This is a genomic window from Klebsiella sp. 141198 (assembly GCF_050600785.1).
Taxonomy (GTDB): domain Bacteria; phylum Pseudomonadota; class Gammaproteobacteria; order Enterobacterales; family Enterobacteriaceae; genus Klebsiella; species Klebsiella aerogenes.
Genome location: NZ_JAQIRM010000005.1, coordinates 119,845 through 133,493, shown reverse-complemented (window position 1 = coordinate 133,493; position 13,649 = coordinate 119,845). Strand labels below are relative to the sequence as shown.

Annotated in this window: 14 protein-coding genes and 1 other annotated feature; of the genes, 3 read left to right on the top strand and 11 right to left on the bottom strand. The window is 55.3% G+C overall.

Annotation, left to right across the window (positions count from 1 at the left end):
• Position 1 precedes the first annotated feature (1 nt).
• The 4 genes from thrA to yjjY form a co-directional block, all read right to left on the bottom strand.
• A complete protein-coding gene (thrA, locus tag PGR10_RS18415; RefSeq protein WP_430923906.1) occupies positions 2-2,464 on the bottom strand; it encodes a bifunctional aspartate kinase/homoserine dehydrogenase I in 2,463 nt (820 codons plus the stop codon).
• Positions 2,465-2,489: 25 nt separating this feature from the next.
• Positions 2,490-2,608: a sequence feature (Thr leader region), on the bottom strand.
• Entirely contained in the window at positions 2,547-2,615 is a 69-nt protein-coding gene (thrL, locus tag PGR10_RS18410) for a thr operon leader peptide (RefSeq protein ID WP_004222578.1), read from the bottom strand. Its footprint overlaps the feature before it by 62 nt.
• Positions 2,616-2,825: 210 nt before the next feature.
• Positions 2,826-3,512 (bottom strand): tRNA/rRNA methyltransferase, encoded by a 687-nt coding sequence (locus tag PGR10_RS18405; RefSeq protein WP_430923905.1) that lies wholly within the window; start codon positions 3,510-3,512, stop codon positions 2,826-2,828.
• Between the two features lie 395 nt (positions 3,513-3,907).
• Positions 3,908-4,048: a protein YjjY gene (gene yjjY, locus PGR10_RS18400; protein WP_001541509.1), complete on the bottom strand. Its 141-nt coding sequence runs from the start codon at positions 4,046-4,048 to the stop codon at positions 3,908-3,910.
• 95 nt (positions 4,049-4,143) lie between these two features.
• Between yjjY and arcA the strand changes: the two genes are divergently transcribed.
• On the top strand, positions 4,144-4,860 hold the full coding sequence (gene arcA, locus PGR10_RS18395; protein WP_002887843.1) for a two-component system response regulator ArcA: 717 nt from the start codon (positions 4,144-4,146) through the stop codon (positions 4,858-4,860).
• Between the two features lie 63 nt (positions 4,861-4,923).
• On the opposite strand, the gene creD is transcribed toward arcA, so the two are convergent.
• From creD to creA, 4 genes are all read right to left on the bottom strand, one after another.
• On the bottom strand, positions 4,924-6,279 hold the full coding sequence (creD, locus tag PGR10_RS18390; protein ID WP_271031583.1) for a cell envelope integrity protein CreD: 1,356 nt from the start codon (positions 6,277-6,279) through the stop codon (positions 4,924-4,926).
• 62 nt (positions 6,280-6,341) lie between these two features.
• Positions 6,342-7,766, bottom strand: coding sequence for a two-component system sensor histidine kinase CreC (creC, locus tag PGR10_RS18385; RefSeq protein ID WP_213795013.1), 1,425 nt, complete (start codon positions 7,764-7,766; stop codon positions 6,342-6,344).
• The gene (creB, locus tag PGR10_RS18380) at positions 7,766-8,455 is read right to left on the bottom strand and encodes a two-component system response regulator CreB (RefSeq protein WP_213317874.1); all 690 of its coding nucleotides are present in this window, start codon (positions 8,453-8,455) and stop codon (positions 7,766-7,768) included. The genes creC and creB overlap by 1 nt, the downstream gene beginning before the upstream one ends.
• Before the next feature lie 12 nt (positions 8,456-8,467).
• Complete coding sequence (gene creA / locus PGR10_RS18375) at positions 8,468-8,941, bottom strand: protein CreA (protein ID WP_045378970.1); 474 nt, start codon at positions 8,939-8,941, stop codon at positions 8,468-8,470.
• Positions 8,942-9,149: 208 nt separating this feature from the next.
• Here creA and robA point away from each other — a divergent pair, with 208 nt between their 5' ends.
• Positions 9,150-10,019 carry an MDR efflux pump AcrAB transcriptional activator RobA gene (gene robA, locus PGR10_RS18370; RefSeq protein ID WP_087858208.1) on the top strand — a complete coding sequence of 290 codons (870 nt, stop codon included), beginning with the start codon at positions 9,150-9,152 and terminating at the stop codon, positions 10,017-10,019.
• Here the strand turns inward: robA and gpmB are convergent.
• On the bottom strand, positions 10,016-10,663 hold the full coding sequence (gene gpmB / locus PGR10_RS18365; RefSeq protein ID WP_015368369.1) for a 2,3-diphosphoglycerate-dependent phosphoglycerate mutase GpmB: 648 nt from the start codon (positions 10,661-10,663) through the stop codon (positions 10,016-10,018). The two genes, robA and gpmB, sit on opposite strands and share 4 nt — an antisense overlap.
• 113 nt (positions 10,664-10,776) lie before the next feature.
• On the opposite strand from gpmB, the gene yjjX reads away from it, so the two are divergent.
• Positions 10,777-11,292, top strand: coding sequence for an inosine/xanthosine triphosphatase (yjjX, locus tag PGR10_RS18360; RefSeq protein ID WP_113374555.1), 516 nt, complete (start codon positions 10,777-10,779; stop codon positions 11,290-11,292).
• On the opposite strand, the gene trpR is transcribed toward yjjX, so the two are convergent.
• Both trpR and sltY read right to left on the bottom strand, forming a co-directional pair.
• On the bottom strand, positions 11,279-11,605 hold the full coding sequence (trpR, locus tag PGR10_RS18355) for a trp operon repressor (RefSeq protein WP_015368371.1): 327 nt from the start codon (positions 11,603-11,605) through the stop codon (positions 11,279-11,281). The two genes, yjjX and trpR, sit on opposite strands and share 14 nt — an antisense overlap.
• 87 nt (positions 11,606-11,692) lie before the next feature.
• Positions 11,693-13,630, bottom strand: coding sequence for a murein transglycosylase (gene sltY / locus PGR10_RS18350; RefSeq protein WP_430923904.1), 1,938 nt, complete (start codon positions 13,628-13,630; stop codon positions 11,693-11,695).
• Positions 13,631-13,649: the final 19 nt, after the last annotated feature.

Genomic DNA, 13,649 nt, shown 5'->3' with positions numbered 1-13,649 from the left:
CTTAAACTCCTAACTTCCATGACAGGGTACGCAACAGGTCGGCGAACACGCCAGCCGCGGTGACGTCGTTACCCGCGCCATAGCCGCGCAGCACCAGCGGCAGCGGCTGATAATAGTGGCTGTAAAACGCCAGCGCGTTCTCGCCGTTTTTCACCTTATACAGCGGATCGTTACCGTCCACTTCAGCGATTTTCACCCGGCAGACGCCATCTTCTTCAATATTGCCGACGTAACGTAAGACTTTACCCTCGTCGCGCGCTTTAGCAACCCGCGAGGCGAATTGATCGTCAAGCGTCGGCAGGCGCGCCATAAAGCTTTCGAGATCGCCGCTGGCGTCGAAGTCGGCAGGCAGCGCAGGCTCAACGATAATATCCGAGAGCTCCAGCTCGCGCCCGGTTTCGCGGGCAAGGATCAGCAGCTTGCGCGCCACATCCACGCCGGAAAGATCGTCGCGCGGATCCGGTTCGGTATAGCCCATCTCGCGCGCCAGTTTAGTGGCTTCGGAGAGGCCCATACCCTCATCCAGCTTACCAAAAATGAATGAAAGCGAACCAGACAGGATACCGGAGAAGTGCAGCAGTTCATCGCCGGCATTCAGCAGGTTCTGCAGGTTTTCAATGACCGGCAGACCCGCGCCAACGTTGGTGTCATAGAGAAACTTACGTCGTGAGCTGCTGGCGGCGTGGCGTAACTGGTGGTAGTAATCCAGCGAAGAGGTATTGGCCTTTTTATTCGGCGTCACCACATGGAAACCTTCACGCAGGAAGTCAGCGTACTGATCGGCCACCGCCTGGCTGGAGGTACAATCGACGATAACCGGGTTCAGCAGGTGATACTCTTTCACCAGGCGGATTAAACGGCCCAGATTAAAGGGCTCTTTCGCTTCCGCGAGTTCGCTACGCCAGTTTTCCAGATTCAAGCCATGGACGTTGGTCAGCAGCGCCTGCGAATTGGCGACGCCGCATACGCGCAGATCGATATGCTTGCCCTTTAACCAGCTCTGCTGGCGTTTAATCTGTTCGATTAACGCGCCGCCCACGCCGCCGACGCCGATCACGAAGACTTCAATGACCTGGTCGGTGTTAAACAGCATTTGATGCGTGACGCGCACGCCAGTGGTCGCGTCATCATTGCTGACGACCACCGAGATTGAACGCTCGGAAGACCCCTGGGCAATCGCCACGATATTAATATTGGCGCGCGCCAGCGCGGCGAAAAATTTCGCCGAGATGCCGCGCAGCGTGCGCATCCCATCTCCCACGACGGAAATGATTGCCAGGCGCTCCATGATTGACAGCGGCTCCAGCAGTCCTTCTTTCAATTCGAGATAGAATTCTTCTTCCATCACCCGCTTCGCCCGCGCGCAATCACTTTGCGGCACGCAGAAGCTGATGCTGTATTCCGATGAAGATTGGGTAATCAACACCACAGAGATACCGGCGCGAGACATGGTGGCGAAAACGCGCGCAGCCATGCCGACCATGCCTTTCATTCCCGGACCGGAAACGTTGAACATAGCCATATTGTTGAGGTTCGAGATCCCTTTTACCGGCAGGCCGTCTTCATCAAGGCTGGCGCCGATGAGCGTCCCCGGCGCCTGTGGATTACCGGTATTTTTAATCAGGCATGGGATCTGGAACTGGGCGATAGGGGCGATAGTGCGCGGATGCAGCACCTTAGCGCCGAAATAGGAGAGTTCCATCGCTTCCTGATACGACATGGATTTCAGCAGCCGCGCATCCGGTACCTGACGCGGGTCGCAGGTATAGACGCCATCGACGTCGGTCCAGATTTCGCAGCAGTCGGCGCGCATACAGGCGGCCAGCACGGCAGCGGAGTAATCAGAGCCATTACGCCCCAGCACCACCAGTTCACCCTTTTCGTTGCCGGCGGTAAAGCCGGCCATCAGCACCATGTGGTCTGCCGGGATTTGGCTGGCGGCGATACGGCGAGTGGATTCAGCAATATCGACAGTGGATTCAAGGTAGTGGCCGACGGCCAGCAGTTTTTCGACCGGATTAATCACGCTGACCTTGTGACCGCGCGCTTCCAGCAGCGCCGCCATGATAGCGATAGAGAGCTTTTCACCGCGGCAGATCAGCGAGGCGTTAACGCCGTCCGGGCACTGGCCCAACAGACTGATACCGTGCAGCACGTGTTTAATCTGCGCGAATTCCTGGTCTACGAAAGTTTTCAGTTGTGCGAGCGGAAAGCCAGGCTGAATGTCGGCCAGCCCCTGCAGCAGGTCGGCAAAGATACGTTCGGCGTCGGCGATATTGGTCAGAGCGTCCTGACCGCTGATGGTTTTTTCAATCATCGCGACCAGATGGTTGGTGATTTTCGCCGGGGCAGACAGCACGGTCGCAACCTGCCCCTGCCTGGCATTGCTCTCCAGGATATCGGCAACCCGCAGAAAACGTTCTGCATTTGCCACTGATGTACCGCCGAACTTCAACACTCGCATGGTTCTTACCCCTTGATCTCTTGTCAAAAAAAAAGCCCGCACTGTTCAGGTGCGGGCTTTTTTCTGTTGTTTCCTGTACGCGTCAGCCCGCACCGTTACCTGTGGTAATGGTGGTGGTGATAATGGTGGTAATCATGCCGATGCGATTCATGGATGTTGTGTACTCTGTATTTTTATCTGTCTTGTGTCCTGTCTATATTGGTTAAAGTATCTGCCTGCTTAAGTCAACGAATTTCTAAAATGGCGACTTTTTAGCCAACACCGTCATTACGCCACAACGCCCCGATAATTCCGCCACATTGCCGGACGGTTGCCGTTGAAATCAGTATATTCAACTATAAAAAAAACTTATCGCAGGATTTTATTCAGGTAGATTTTTTTCAATATCATGCAGCAATCGATGCAACATGGCGGTGTCGCGCTGCTGTAAAAGGCCAATACGCTGCTGTAGCCAGTCGGCCAGTTTGATGTCGTCCTCCACCCCCAACCGTCCAAGTAGCGAAAGCGTCCGCTGGCGTAGCGCCTGCAATTGTTTTTCGTCGGTTTCAGGCGCCTGAACAGCACTCTGCTGCTGTAGTGAGCTCAGTTGATAGCAATATACCATCACCGATTGCCCAAGATTCAGGGAGGGATAATCGGCAACCATCGGCACGCCGGTAAGCACATCGGCCAGCGCCAGTTCATCGTTAGTTAATCCGGAATCCTCACGGCCAAAGACCAGCGCCGTATGCGTCATCCATTGTGCTTTTTCTTCCAGCAGCGGCAGTAACTCCTGCGGCGTGGCGTAGTAGTGAAAACGCGCGCGGTTACGGGCGGTGGTAGCGATGGTAAAGTCGACATCGTGCAAAGCCTGCTCAAGCGTCGGATAGGTTTTTATATTATCTAAAATATCTCCCGAACCATGCGCCACCCAGCGCGCGGCGGGCTGCAGATGCGCCTCGCTATCGACAATCCGCAATTCGCTGAATCCCATGGTTTTCATCGCCCGCGCCGCCGCGCCAACGTTTTCCGCCCTCGCGGGGGCCACCAAAATAATCGATAAACGCATTGTGCTTCTCTTATCCTCTTACGCGGCGCTAATCTGCGGTCACCCTCATTTTACGCGGCGAAAATTTACAAATTTGCAACAAAAATCACTAAAAATGGGCTTTATTACTCTTAAAAAAAACTAAACTGTTCACATTGGACACCAATACGGAGTATGTTAACAGAACGCATTTATCCATATGTTTGGCAATGATATTTCAGTTTTCATTCGTCCACAGACTTTGGATTCATTGCATTTATTAATTCATAGCTGCAACTAATTGAGCTGTGTAAGAAATGTGACGATAATTCGCAAATCGATGCAATGATTTCACAAGACTGTTAACGTGCTACAATTGAACTTGATATATGTCAACGAAGCGTAGTTTTATTGGGTGTTCGGCCTCTCTTAGCCTGTTATGTTGCTGTTAAAATGGTTAGGATGACAGCCGTTTTTGACACCGTCGGGTCCAGAGGGAAAGTACCCACGACCAAGCTAATGATGTTGTTGACGTTGATGGAAAGTGCATCAAGAACGCAATTACGTACTTTAGTCATGTTACGCCGGACATGTTAATTTGTGGCATGTACCAGGCAGGTCAGGGACTTTGGTACTTCCTGTTTCGATTTAGTTGGCAATTTAGGTAGCAAACATGCAGACCCCGCACATTCTTATCGTTGAAGACGAGTTGGTAACACGCAACACGTTAAAAAGTATTTTCGAAGCAGAAGGTTATGATGTATTCGAAGCGACCGATGGCGCGGAAATGCATCAGATCCTGTCTGAAAATGATATCAACCTGGTGATCATGGATATCAACCTGCCAGGTAAAAATGGTCTTCTGCTCGCGCGTGAACTGCGTGAACAGGCTGACGTCGCGCTGATGTTCCTTACCGGCCGCGACAACGAAGTTGATAAAATTCTTGGCCTCGAAATCGGCGCCGATGACTATATCACTAAACCGTTTAACCCGCGTGAACTGACTATCCGCGCGCGCAACCTGCTCTCCCGTACCATGAACCTCGGTACCGTGAGCGAAGAGCGTCGCAGCGTTGAGAGCTACAAGTTCAACGGTTGGGAACTGGATATCAACAGCCGTTCGCTGGTGAGCCCAAACGGCGAGCAGTACAAGCTGCCGCGCAGTGAATTCCGCGCGATGCTGCACTTCTGCGAAAACCCGGGCAAAATCCAGTCACGCGCAGAGCTGCTGAAGAAAATGACCGGTCGCGAGCTGAAGCCGCATGACCGTACCGTGGACGTGACCATTCGTCGCATTCGTAAGCATTTCGAATCCACGCCGGATACCCCGGAAATCATCGCTACAATTCACGGTGAAGGTTACCGTTTCTGTGGCGACCTGCAGGAATAATTTCGCTTTTCCTGCTGTCATAATGCAAAACGGCGCCTTCTGGCGCCGTTTTTTATAGCTATTTTACTTCCAGATACGAAACGTGTCGTCATCCTTGCTTTGCGGCTTTTCCGGCTTGCTCTGCGGTAGTGATAAGGCGTACCAGTCCACGCGGCGAGTCAGGAACATTAGCGCGCACAACGCCAGCAGTAACACCCCGGAGCCAAGCAGCAGCGCGCTATCTTCTGAGCGCAGTAACAGCCACATCACGCCATCCAGCAGCAGTAACGCCATTACGAACAGCAGGCTATTACGCCACCCTTTCAATACCGCCTGTAAATAAACACCGTTAATCACCGCGCCAATCAAGCTGGCAACTGTCCAGGCTTGGGTAAAGCCAATATGCTCAGAAAGCGCCAGCAACACCAGGTAGAACATCACCAGCGATAACCCTATCAGCAGATACTGCATCGGATGCAGACGACGATGTGTCAGGCTTTCGAAGACGAAAAAGGCCATAAAAGTCAATGCGATTAGCAGGATGGCATATTTGGTCGCCCGGTCAGTCAGCTGATATTGATCGGCCTGCGACATCACCTCCACGCTAAAGGCGGGTAAACGCGACCACTCAATATCGGTGTCATCGGTGAAATAGTTGCCCATATTGTTGGCAAACCAACTGCTTTGCCAGTGGGCAATATAACCCGAAGCGCTCACTTCACGTTTTGTAGGCAGGAAGTTGCCAAGGAAGCCAGGATGCGGCCAGTTACTGGTTAACTGCAGCTCGCTGTTACGTCCCAGCGGTACAACGGAGAAGTCGCCGGTACCGTTAAGGCCGAGGGAAAATGCAATATTCAGCGGTTTATTGTCTGCGGTTAACGCGGGCATCGGCATATGAATGCCCATACCGCCGCCGTTCAACCCCACCCCTGGTTCAACGGTCAGCGTCGTACCATCAATTACCGGCGCGTTGATGACGCCAATGCCGCGGGCATCGCTCACGCTAAGCACTAAAAAAGGTTTCCCTAAAGCGGTATTCGCCTTTTTCAATTCCTTAAGCCGCGCGGGATCGAACTGCGCCTGAATTTGCAGAGCGTTATGCCAGACCTGCCCACTGTATATGCCGACTTTTCTCGACTCCACATTTTGCACGCCGTTGACCGCCAGCGATTCCGGTAGCCAGTAGTAGATCCAACTACGCTGATATTCGACCTCTTTTTGATTCTCCATGCGGGTCAGCGTCTCGGTCACCGGGATGGCAACCAGCGGCCCGGTCAGCTTTTGTGAACCGCTGGTACTGCGCTCTATCGCATCCACTACATCGCTGCGATAGTCCGCGCGCTCGGCGATAAGCACTCTGACCATCATCAGCGGTACGGACAACAGCAAAATACAGCCCAACAGCGTACTAATTTTCCAGAATAACGGTGATTTCATCATAGCCTTCTTCTCCCAATGGTGATGGGTTCACTGTAGGGTGGCTATGTGCAGTGTATTTGAAGCTATGTGAAGGGACGGTGAAGTTGTAGCGTCGCGACAACGCCGCCTTCAGGGCGATTACGCAGGCTGATATCGCCCTGATGCAGGCGCGCCACCTCACGAACAAACGCCAGTCCCAGACCGCTGCTCTTGTGGCCGTCTTCCCGCGGCAGCGAGTAAAAGCGTTCAAAGACGCGCGTCAGCGCAAAGTCAGGAATACCGCGACCGTTGTCCGTCACGCTTAGCAGCGCTTCTTCGTGGCACATCTCCACCGCCAGAGCGATTTCACCGCCATGAGGGGTAAAGTCAATCGCATTGTCGATAAGATTGCCCAACGCCTGCGCCAGTAGTTCGCCATCGCCATTCACCGTTACTCCGCTCTTCTGCCAGCGCAGGGTGATGGCTTTCGCCGCCAGCGCAATGTCCCGGTCTTCCGCCAGACGTTGGAAAAGCGCATCAACCGAAACCAACTGCGGCGTTATCTCCAGCCGATTCTCCAGCCGCGCCTGCAGCAGCAACTTTTCCACCAACAGCTGCATGCGCGTATTCTGCGCAAGAATATTTGCGGTGAAACGCGCAGCGATCTCAGGCGGCGGCCCCTCGCGCAGGATCTCCGCCGCGCCGCGAATTGCCGCCAGCGGGCTTTTGAGTTCATGGGTGAGATCGTAGACATAGTTTTCGATCGCGTTTTTACCTTCTAGCTTCACGCGCATGCTCTCCAGTGCCTGCGCCAGCTTGCTTAACTCGCTACTGCCGACGTTCGGCAGAGGTAGCGGACGATCGGCAGTCACCGAATCGGCGTAACGTACCAGTTTGCCAATGGAGAAGTTAATCCACCAGACAATCCCGCCGCCAATCAGTAAAGCAATCCCCAGCAGCGCGCCACCGGCCCACAGGATCCGCCGTTCGCTGCGTTTAATCACCGGCGTCATCGCCAGATTAGGTTTACCGACGCTCACCACGCCGATGATACGGCCGTTATCCATCACCGGCGCGGCAATGTACATGACTGAGCTATTATCATCCTCGGGGTCGCTGCGCGAGCTACGGGCGCCGTACTGGCCTCGCAGGGTTAGCCAAACGTCATTCCAGCGTGAATAATCCTGGCCCACCGCCTGCCCGCTGGAATCGAACACCACTTTCCCCTGCGCATCCGTCAGATAGACGCGATACTCATTGCGCATTTTCCTGATGCCGCTGATGTTGGCGTTGATGGGCTGCTGATTAAGCGACTGAAAGGCCTGCGCCAGTCTCCCCTGCTGTGGATTTACCGAAAGCAGATCCTCACGGGCCAGAGCCGCCAGTAGCGTTGCGGTATCGTTAAGCGTGCCTTCCGTTGCCCGACGTACGCCCGGTTTGACTTCCTGTACGAAGATAGAGAGCACAAACCACGCGGCAATGGCGACAATCAAGAAATACCCCAGCAGCAGACGCATCCCGATACGCATCAATAGCCTCCCAGGCTATAGCCCAGACCGCGATGCGTATTAATCGGGTTAATATCGGGGTTCACCGCCCGTAGCTTGGCGCGCAGGGTCTTGATATGAGTATCGACGGTGCGATCGATACTCTCGTAAGCATCGCTCCACACTCGCTCCATCAACTGCTGGCGGGAGAACACGCGGCCGGGGGCGTTGATTAGGGTTTTCAACAGCAGGAATTCGTAACGCGTCAGGTTCAGCGGTTGGCCACACCAGCTAATTGCCATCGCCAGCTCATCCAACACAAACTCGCCTACGCGCACCACCGGCGAAGGCACGGCAAACTTCTGCAGTCGCCGCAGCACGGTTCTCACCCGCGCGCAGACTTCGCGCGGCGAAAACGGTTTGGCGATGTAGTCGTCAGCGCCAATTTCCAGCCCCAGCAGCTTATCAACCTCTTCGCTGCGTGCGGTCAGAAACAGTAACGGCAATGCCGGATGGCGCGCCAGCAGTCGTCGGCATAGTTCAAAGCCGCTAATATCCGGCAAGCCGACGTCGAGGATCGCTAAATCCGGGCTCTGATGCAGCGCCGCATCAAGCGCGGGCAACCCGCGCTCGAAGACGGTCACGTCAAATCCTTCCTGTTGCAGCATGTAAACAAGGGTATCGGCGATACTCCGTTCATCCTCAACTAACCAAATCCGTGGCTGTTGCATTGTGACTCCCGTTTATTTACTCCACGGCATGATCGGCACGGCGCTGATGGCATTCTTCGGCGAGCCGTCGACCACTTTATCCGAATAGGTCAGATACACCAGCGCATTGCGTTTAGCGTCGTAGAAGCGAACGACCTGCAGTTTTTTGAACACCAGCGAGGTACGTTTCTGGAACACGACATCGCCCTGGCTTTTGCCGTTTTTGATTTTGTCCGTCAGCTCAATCGGCCCGACCTGCTGACAGGAGATGGCGGCGTCAGAGGTATCTTCCGCCAGCCCTAACCCGCCTTTAATGCCGCCGGTTTTTGCCCGGCTGATATAGCAGGTGACGTTTTGTACATCGGGGTCGTCGAAGGCTTCGACCACGATTTTATGATCCGGTCCCAGCCATTTAAATACCGTATCGACGGAACCGATTTGCTCGGCGTGCGCCAGTTGGCCTGCGGCCAGTAAGAACAAACCTGCCACTAACTTCTTGTATTTCATATTGTTACCATTTCTTAAAATTCCGCTGCGTGATAATCACAAACGCTATGGAAAAGGTTTAAAGATCACAGCTTTACAAAATTACCAACGATATCCACCAGATAATCGCATTTATAAGCAAAAAAAACACTGAATGCTAAAACATCAAAAAATGCTATTATCCGCTACCTTAATATAGGTACCTGAGTTTAAAGGATGGGGACATTTTATGGATCAAGCTGGGATTATTCGCGATCTCCTGAGCTGGCTGGAAGGTCACCTGGATCAGCCCCTCTCGTTGGATAATGTGGCGGCGAAGGCAGGTTATTCCAAGTGGCATTTGCAACGTATGTTTAAAGACGTCACGGGTCAAGCTATCGGTGCCTATATTCGCGCACGCCGTCTTTCCAAATCCGCTGTTGCGCTACGGCTGACCGCACGCCCGATCCTCGACATCGCGCTGCAGTATCGCTTCGATTCCCAACAGACGTTCACCCGCGCCTTTAAAAAACAGTTTAATTTGACCCCAGCGCTCTATCGCCGTTCTCCGGACTGGAGCTCGTTTGGTATGCGTCCGCCGCTGCGCCTCGGTGAGTTTACGATGCCGAAGCATGAGTTTGTCACCCTGAGCACCACGCAACTGGTCGGCGTGACTCAAAGCTATACCTGTAAGCTGGAAGAGATTTCTGAATTCCGTAACCAGATGCGCGTTCAGTTCTGGCGTGAATTCCTCGGCAACGCGCCCAGCATTCCGCCGACGCTGTACGGCCTGCATGAACCGCGTCCAAGTCTGGAAAAAGATGACGAACAGGAGGTGTTCTACACCACCGCGCTGACGCCGGAGATGGCGAACGGGCACCTGCATAACTCTCATCCGGTGATTCTGGAAGGCGGCGAGTATGTGATGTTCACTTACGAAGGATTAGGCACCGGGCTACAGGAGTTTATCCTGACGGTGTACGGCACCTGTATGCCGATGCTGAACCTCACCCGCCGCAAAGGGCTCGATATCGAGCGCTTCTATCCGGAAGATGAAAGCCGGAACCAGGCTACGCCAATTCAGCTGCGCTGCGAGTACCTGATTCCGATTCGTCGTTAACGCTGCAGTTCATCCATCGCGGGGGCATCGAGATGCGAAACGTCCCCCGCGGTCTCCACGACCCACCCTGACGCCAGCCACGGGCTCTGCTGGTAATCAACGCGTGAAATCGAACAGTTGCGCAGGCGCAGACGGCGCTCGGCATAGGCAGGCAGCCCGAGGATCGTGCTCACCAGACAGCCCAGCGCCATCCCATGACTCACCAGCAACGGTCGGCTTCCTGGCGGTAATTCCAGGCAGGATGATAGCGCCGCGCGCATACGCTCGCTCAGCTCCTGCATGGATTCGCCCTGCGGAATGCGGCCATCCGGCGTACCGTTGACCAGCTGGCGACGCCAGCCCTCTTCTTCTTCGCTAAGCGAGTCGATATGGCGCTTTTCAAGCACCCCCATATCCAGCTCGCGCAGGCGCGGATCGGTAACGACGCCGCAGCCGCAGGCTTCAGCGATAATTTCTGCGGTGCGGCGGGTACGGCCGAGGTCGCTGGCGATAATATGGGTAATCCCCAGCGTTCTGGCGCGCTCACCCACCTGCCATGCCTGGCGCTCGCCGTGAGCGGTCAGCGGACTATCGGACTGGCCTTGAATACGTCGCTCGGCGTTCCACTGCGTTTCACCATGGCGAACAAGGTATACCTGTAACATGCTTATTTTCCGTTCTGAACCCTTCATCATTCGACGAGCTGCGCGATCGGCTGCCGCCAGAGTGATTTAGAGTATACTGCGATGACGTTAATTAATTCTGAGTTGTTTTGATTATGCACCATGTTGTCTCAGCTACCACTAATCCCGCCAAAATTCAGGCAATTCTGCAGGCTTTTAACGAGATCTTCGGCGAAGGATCCTGCCATATTGAGTCCGTCGCCGTCGAGAGCGGCGTGCCGGAACAACCCTTCGGCAGCGAGGAAACGCGGGCTGGCGCACGAAATCGCGTCGCTAATGCCAGGCTCGCGCAGCCGGAGGCTGATTTTTGGGTGGCGATAGAAGCCGGGATCGATGAAGGCAGCACCTTCAGTTGGGTAGTGATTGAGAGCCGCCAGCAGCGCGGCGAAGCGCGCTCGGCAACCCTGCCGCTGCCGGAGGCGATCCTTGCGCAGGTTCGCGCCGGGGAAGCGCTGGGGCCGGTCATGTCGCAGCATACCGGGATCGACCAGATCGGCCGCAAAGAGGGCGCTATCGGCGTCTTTACCGGCGGCAAACTGACGCGCAGCAGCGTTTACCATCAGGCGGTAGTGCTGGCGCTAAGCCCATTCCATAACGCTATTTATCGTTAAGCAGCGTCTGTTCCAGCCACTGCCGTAGCTCTACCGGCGCCGATTTCAGGCTATTTGAGCCGCGAGTAATCGTAGCGATACCGGCGCCGAGTTCGTTTTTCAGTTCGCGCTGGCTCATCTCGCCGCGCAGCAGCTCTTCAATAATGCGCACCCGGGTACCCAGCGCTTCGCGCTCGTCGGGCGTCAGCATCAACTGCAGTAACGGCAGGTGAAGATCCTCGGCGTAGGCCTGCTGCAACAACGCCACGAAGCGCAGCCACTCCTGATGACGTTGTTCGGCCACGGCCGCTGAATAGGGAGATTGTTGGGTCATGTTACGTCGCCATGTTGAGACGGGCAGCCAGGCTGCCCGTCGAATGTACTCTTCAACGAGTACAAAGAATAACATACTTCCGGACGATCAGTAACGCTGTTGCCATTCGGCGTCGCTCAGCAAGTTATCCTGCTTGCCCATAAAGTAGCGGTAATAGGCATCGTAAGAGAGGACGTTTTTTACGTACCCGCGGGTTTCCGAGAACGGAATACTCTCGATAAATGCCACCGCATCGATGCGCCCGGCGCTATTGCCCTGCCAGGTGCGTACGCGTCCTGGCCCGGCGTTATAGGCGGCGGAAGCGTAAATACGGTTATTACCAAACTGCTGGTAGACGTACTGCAGGTATCTGGTGCCGATGTTGATATTGGTTTCCGGATCCAGCAGTTGCGATGGGCTGCTATAACCAGGAATGCTGAACATGCTAACGGTATGCGTCGCGGTGCCTGGCATAATCTGCATCAAGCCGCTGGCGCCGACCGGTGAACGCACTTTCGGGTTCCAGGCGCTCTCCTGACGCGCAATCGCCATCGCGTAGCTCTGCGGAATATCTTTGCCGCTAATGTAACGCGCGAATAGATCGTTGTACGCCAGCGGGAAGCGCTCTTCCAGCTGATCCCACAATTTACCGGCGATCGTCGCCTGTACGCTGAGATCCCACCAGTGTTGATCAAAAGCGTAACGCGCCAGCTGCGCCTGCTGCGATTTGGTCCGGCTGCTTACCAGATTCGCCCATTCGCTGCGCGCGGTGTTGTCCATGTTCCAGTACATCAGCTCACGAACGCGCGCCATCTCAGGGCCGGAGGCCAGCGCCGGATCGATAGTGCCGGAGGCTTTATCAATGCGGAAGGTGTACTCTTCGCCCAGACGTTGAGCGGCAACCATCGGATAGAAGCCGCGTTGCTGCATCAGCGAATGCAGGATCGTTTTCGCTTCGTCATCGCGTCCGCGCTCCAGCAGCAGATCCGCCTGCCAGTAGCGCCACTCGTCTTTCTCTTTCGCCTCCATCGGCAGACGCGCCAGCCAGGTGTTCAGCCCATGACGATCGCCGCTACCCAGCGCCATACGAACCCGGCGTTCCACCAGCGAAGTCGATTGTGAACGCATGATCGCGTCATCGCGCCACTCCGCCTGCGCTTCGGTCACATCGGTGCCCATCAGGCGCCAGGCGACAATATCGCGCAGCTCCTGGGTTTGATCCTCATTCAACTGCTGCGCCTGCACCAGCGACGGGATCATCAGACGGGCATTTTCCACATCCTGACGCGCGACGCTGGCAAAAGCGACCGCCGCCATCTGGCGGGTAAAGTCAGTGGCCCCGGTGGTACGGGCAAAGGTCATCACGCTATTGGGATCGTTGGCTAACGCCACCACCGCCGAAGCGATGCTCTGATAGTTTGAGGGCATCTGTTGAGCAAGCACGCGGACCAGGCTGGTATTACCGGCCTTCATCGCCAGGCGGATTCGTTCGAGATAGGCCAGCGGATCCTGCTGCCCGGAATCGCGCCACGCGCTGAACAGCGGATCGCAGGCATTTGGCTGGCTCTTGCCGGTCAGCCACAGCTCTTTCGCCCCGCTCCAGGCTTCCTGCGATTGGCCGACGCTGAGTTTGGCGTAGTAGTAGTTACACTGCGCTTCGGTTGTCGCCGGTTTATCCGGGCTGAACGCCAGCAAGCCGCGCCAGTCGGTGCGCCGCGCCAGCTCATTAACAAAGCGAGATTTCAACGAACGCGCCGCCGGTAGCGTCGGATTCGCCGCAATGAAATTAGTGACCACCAGCGGCGGCTGGTTCATCAGGTCATCGGTGATTTGTCGATATTGCAGGTAGGGATACAGCGGATAGCTGCTGAGCGTGGGCATCAACTGGTTGACGACATCCATCTGGCGGTTGTCCCACGCTTGTTTAATTTGAGCATAGCGGCTGCGCTGTTCATCCAGTGAATCCGCATGTGCCAGCTGGCTTAGCGTCAGCAGACTCACGCCGGCAGCCAGAAGACGCCATGCCGTAGTTTTGGCTTTTTCCACAAGCTCTTCCTCTAGTTTG

What these genes read in the sequence shown, in the direction of transcription:
- thrA (WP_430923906.1), bottom strand. Translation starts at nt 2,464, where the DNA reads ATGCGAGTGTTGAAGTTCGGCGGTACATCAGTGGCAAATGCAGAACGT.
- PGR10_RS18405 (WP_430923905.1), bottom strand. Translation starts at nt 3,512, where the DNA reads ATGCGTTTATCGATTATTTTGGTGGCCCCCGCGAGGGCGGAAAACGTT.
- yjjY (WP_001541509.1), bottom strand. Translation starts at nt 4,048, where the DNA reads ATGACTAAAGTACGTAATTGCGTTCTTGATGCACTTTCCATCAACGTC.
- arcA (WP_002887843.1), top strand. Translation starts at nt 4,144, where the DNA reads ATGCAGACCCCGCACATTCTTATCGTTGAAGACGAGTTGGTAACACGC.
- creD (WP_271031583.1), bottom strand. Translation starts at nt 6,279, where the DNA reads ATGATGAAATCACCGTTATTCTGGAAAATTAGTACGCTGTTGGGCTGT.
- creC (WP_213795013.1), bottom strand. Translation starts at nt 7,766, where the DNA reads ATGCGTATCGGGATGCGTCTGCTGCTGGGGTATTTCTTGATTGTCGCC.
- creB (WP_213317874.1), bottom strand. Translation starts at nt 8,455, where the DNA reads ATGCAACAGCCACGGATTTGGTTAGTTGAGGATGAACGGAGTATCGCC.
- creA (WP_045378970.1), bottom strand. Translation starts at nt 8,941, where the DNA reads ATGAAATACAAGAAGTTAGTGGCAGGTTTGTTCTTACTGGCCGCAGGC.
- robA (WP_087858208.1), top strand. Translation starts at nt 9,150, where the DNA reads ATGGATCAAGCTGGGATTATTCGCGATCTCCTGAGCTGGCTGGAAGGT.
- gpmB (WP_015368369.1), bottom strand. Translation starts at nt 10,663, where the DNA reads ATGTTACAGGTATACCTTGTTCGCCATGGTGAAACGCAGTGGAACGCC.
- yjjX (WP_113374555.1), top strand. Translation starts at nt 10,777, where the DNA reads ATGCACCATGTTGTCTCAGCTACCACTAATCCCGCCAAAATTCAGGCA.
- trpR (WP_015368371.1), bottom strand. Translation starts at nt 11,605, where the DNA reads ATGACCCAACAATCTCCCTATTCAGCGGCCGTGGCCGAACAACGTCAT.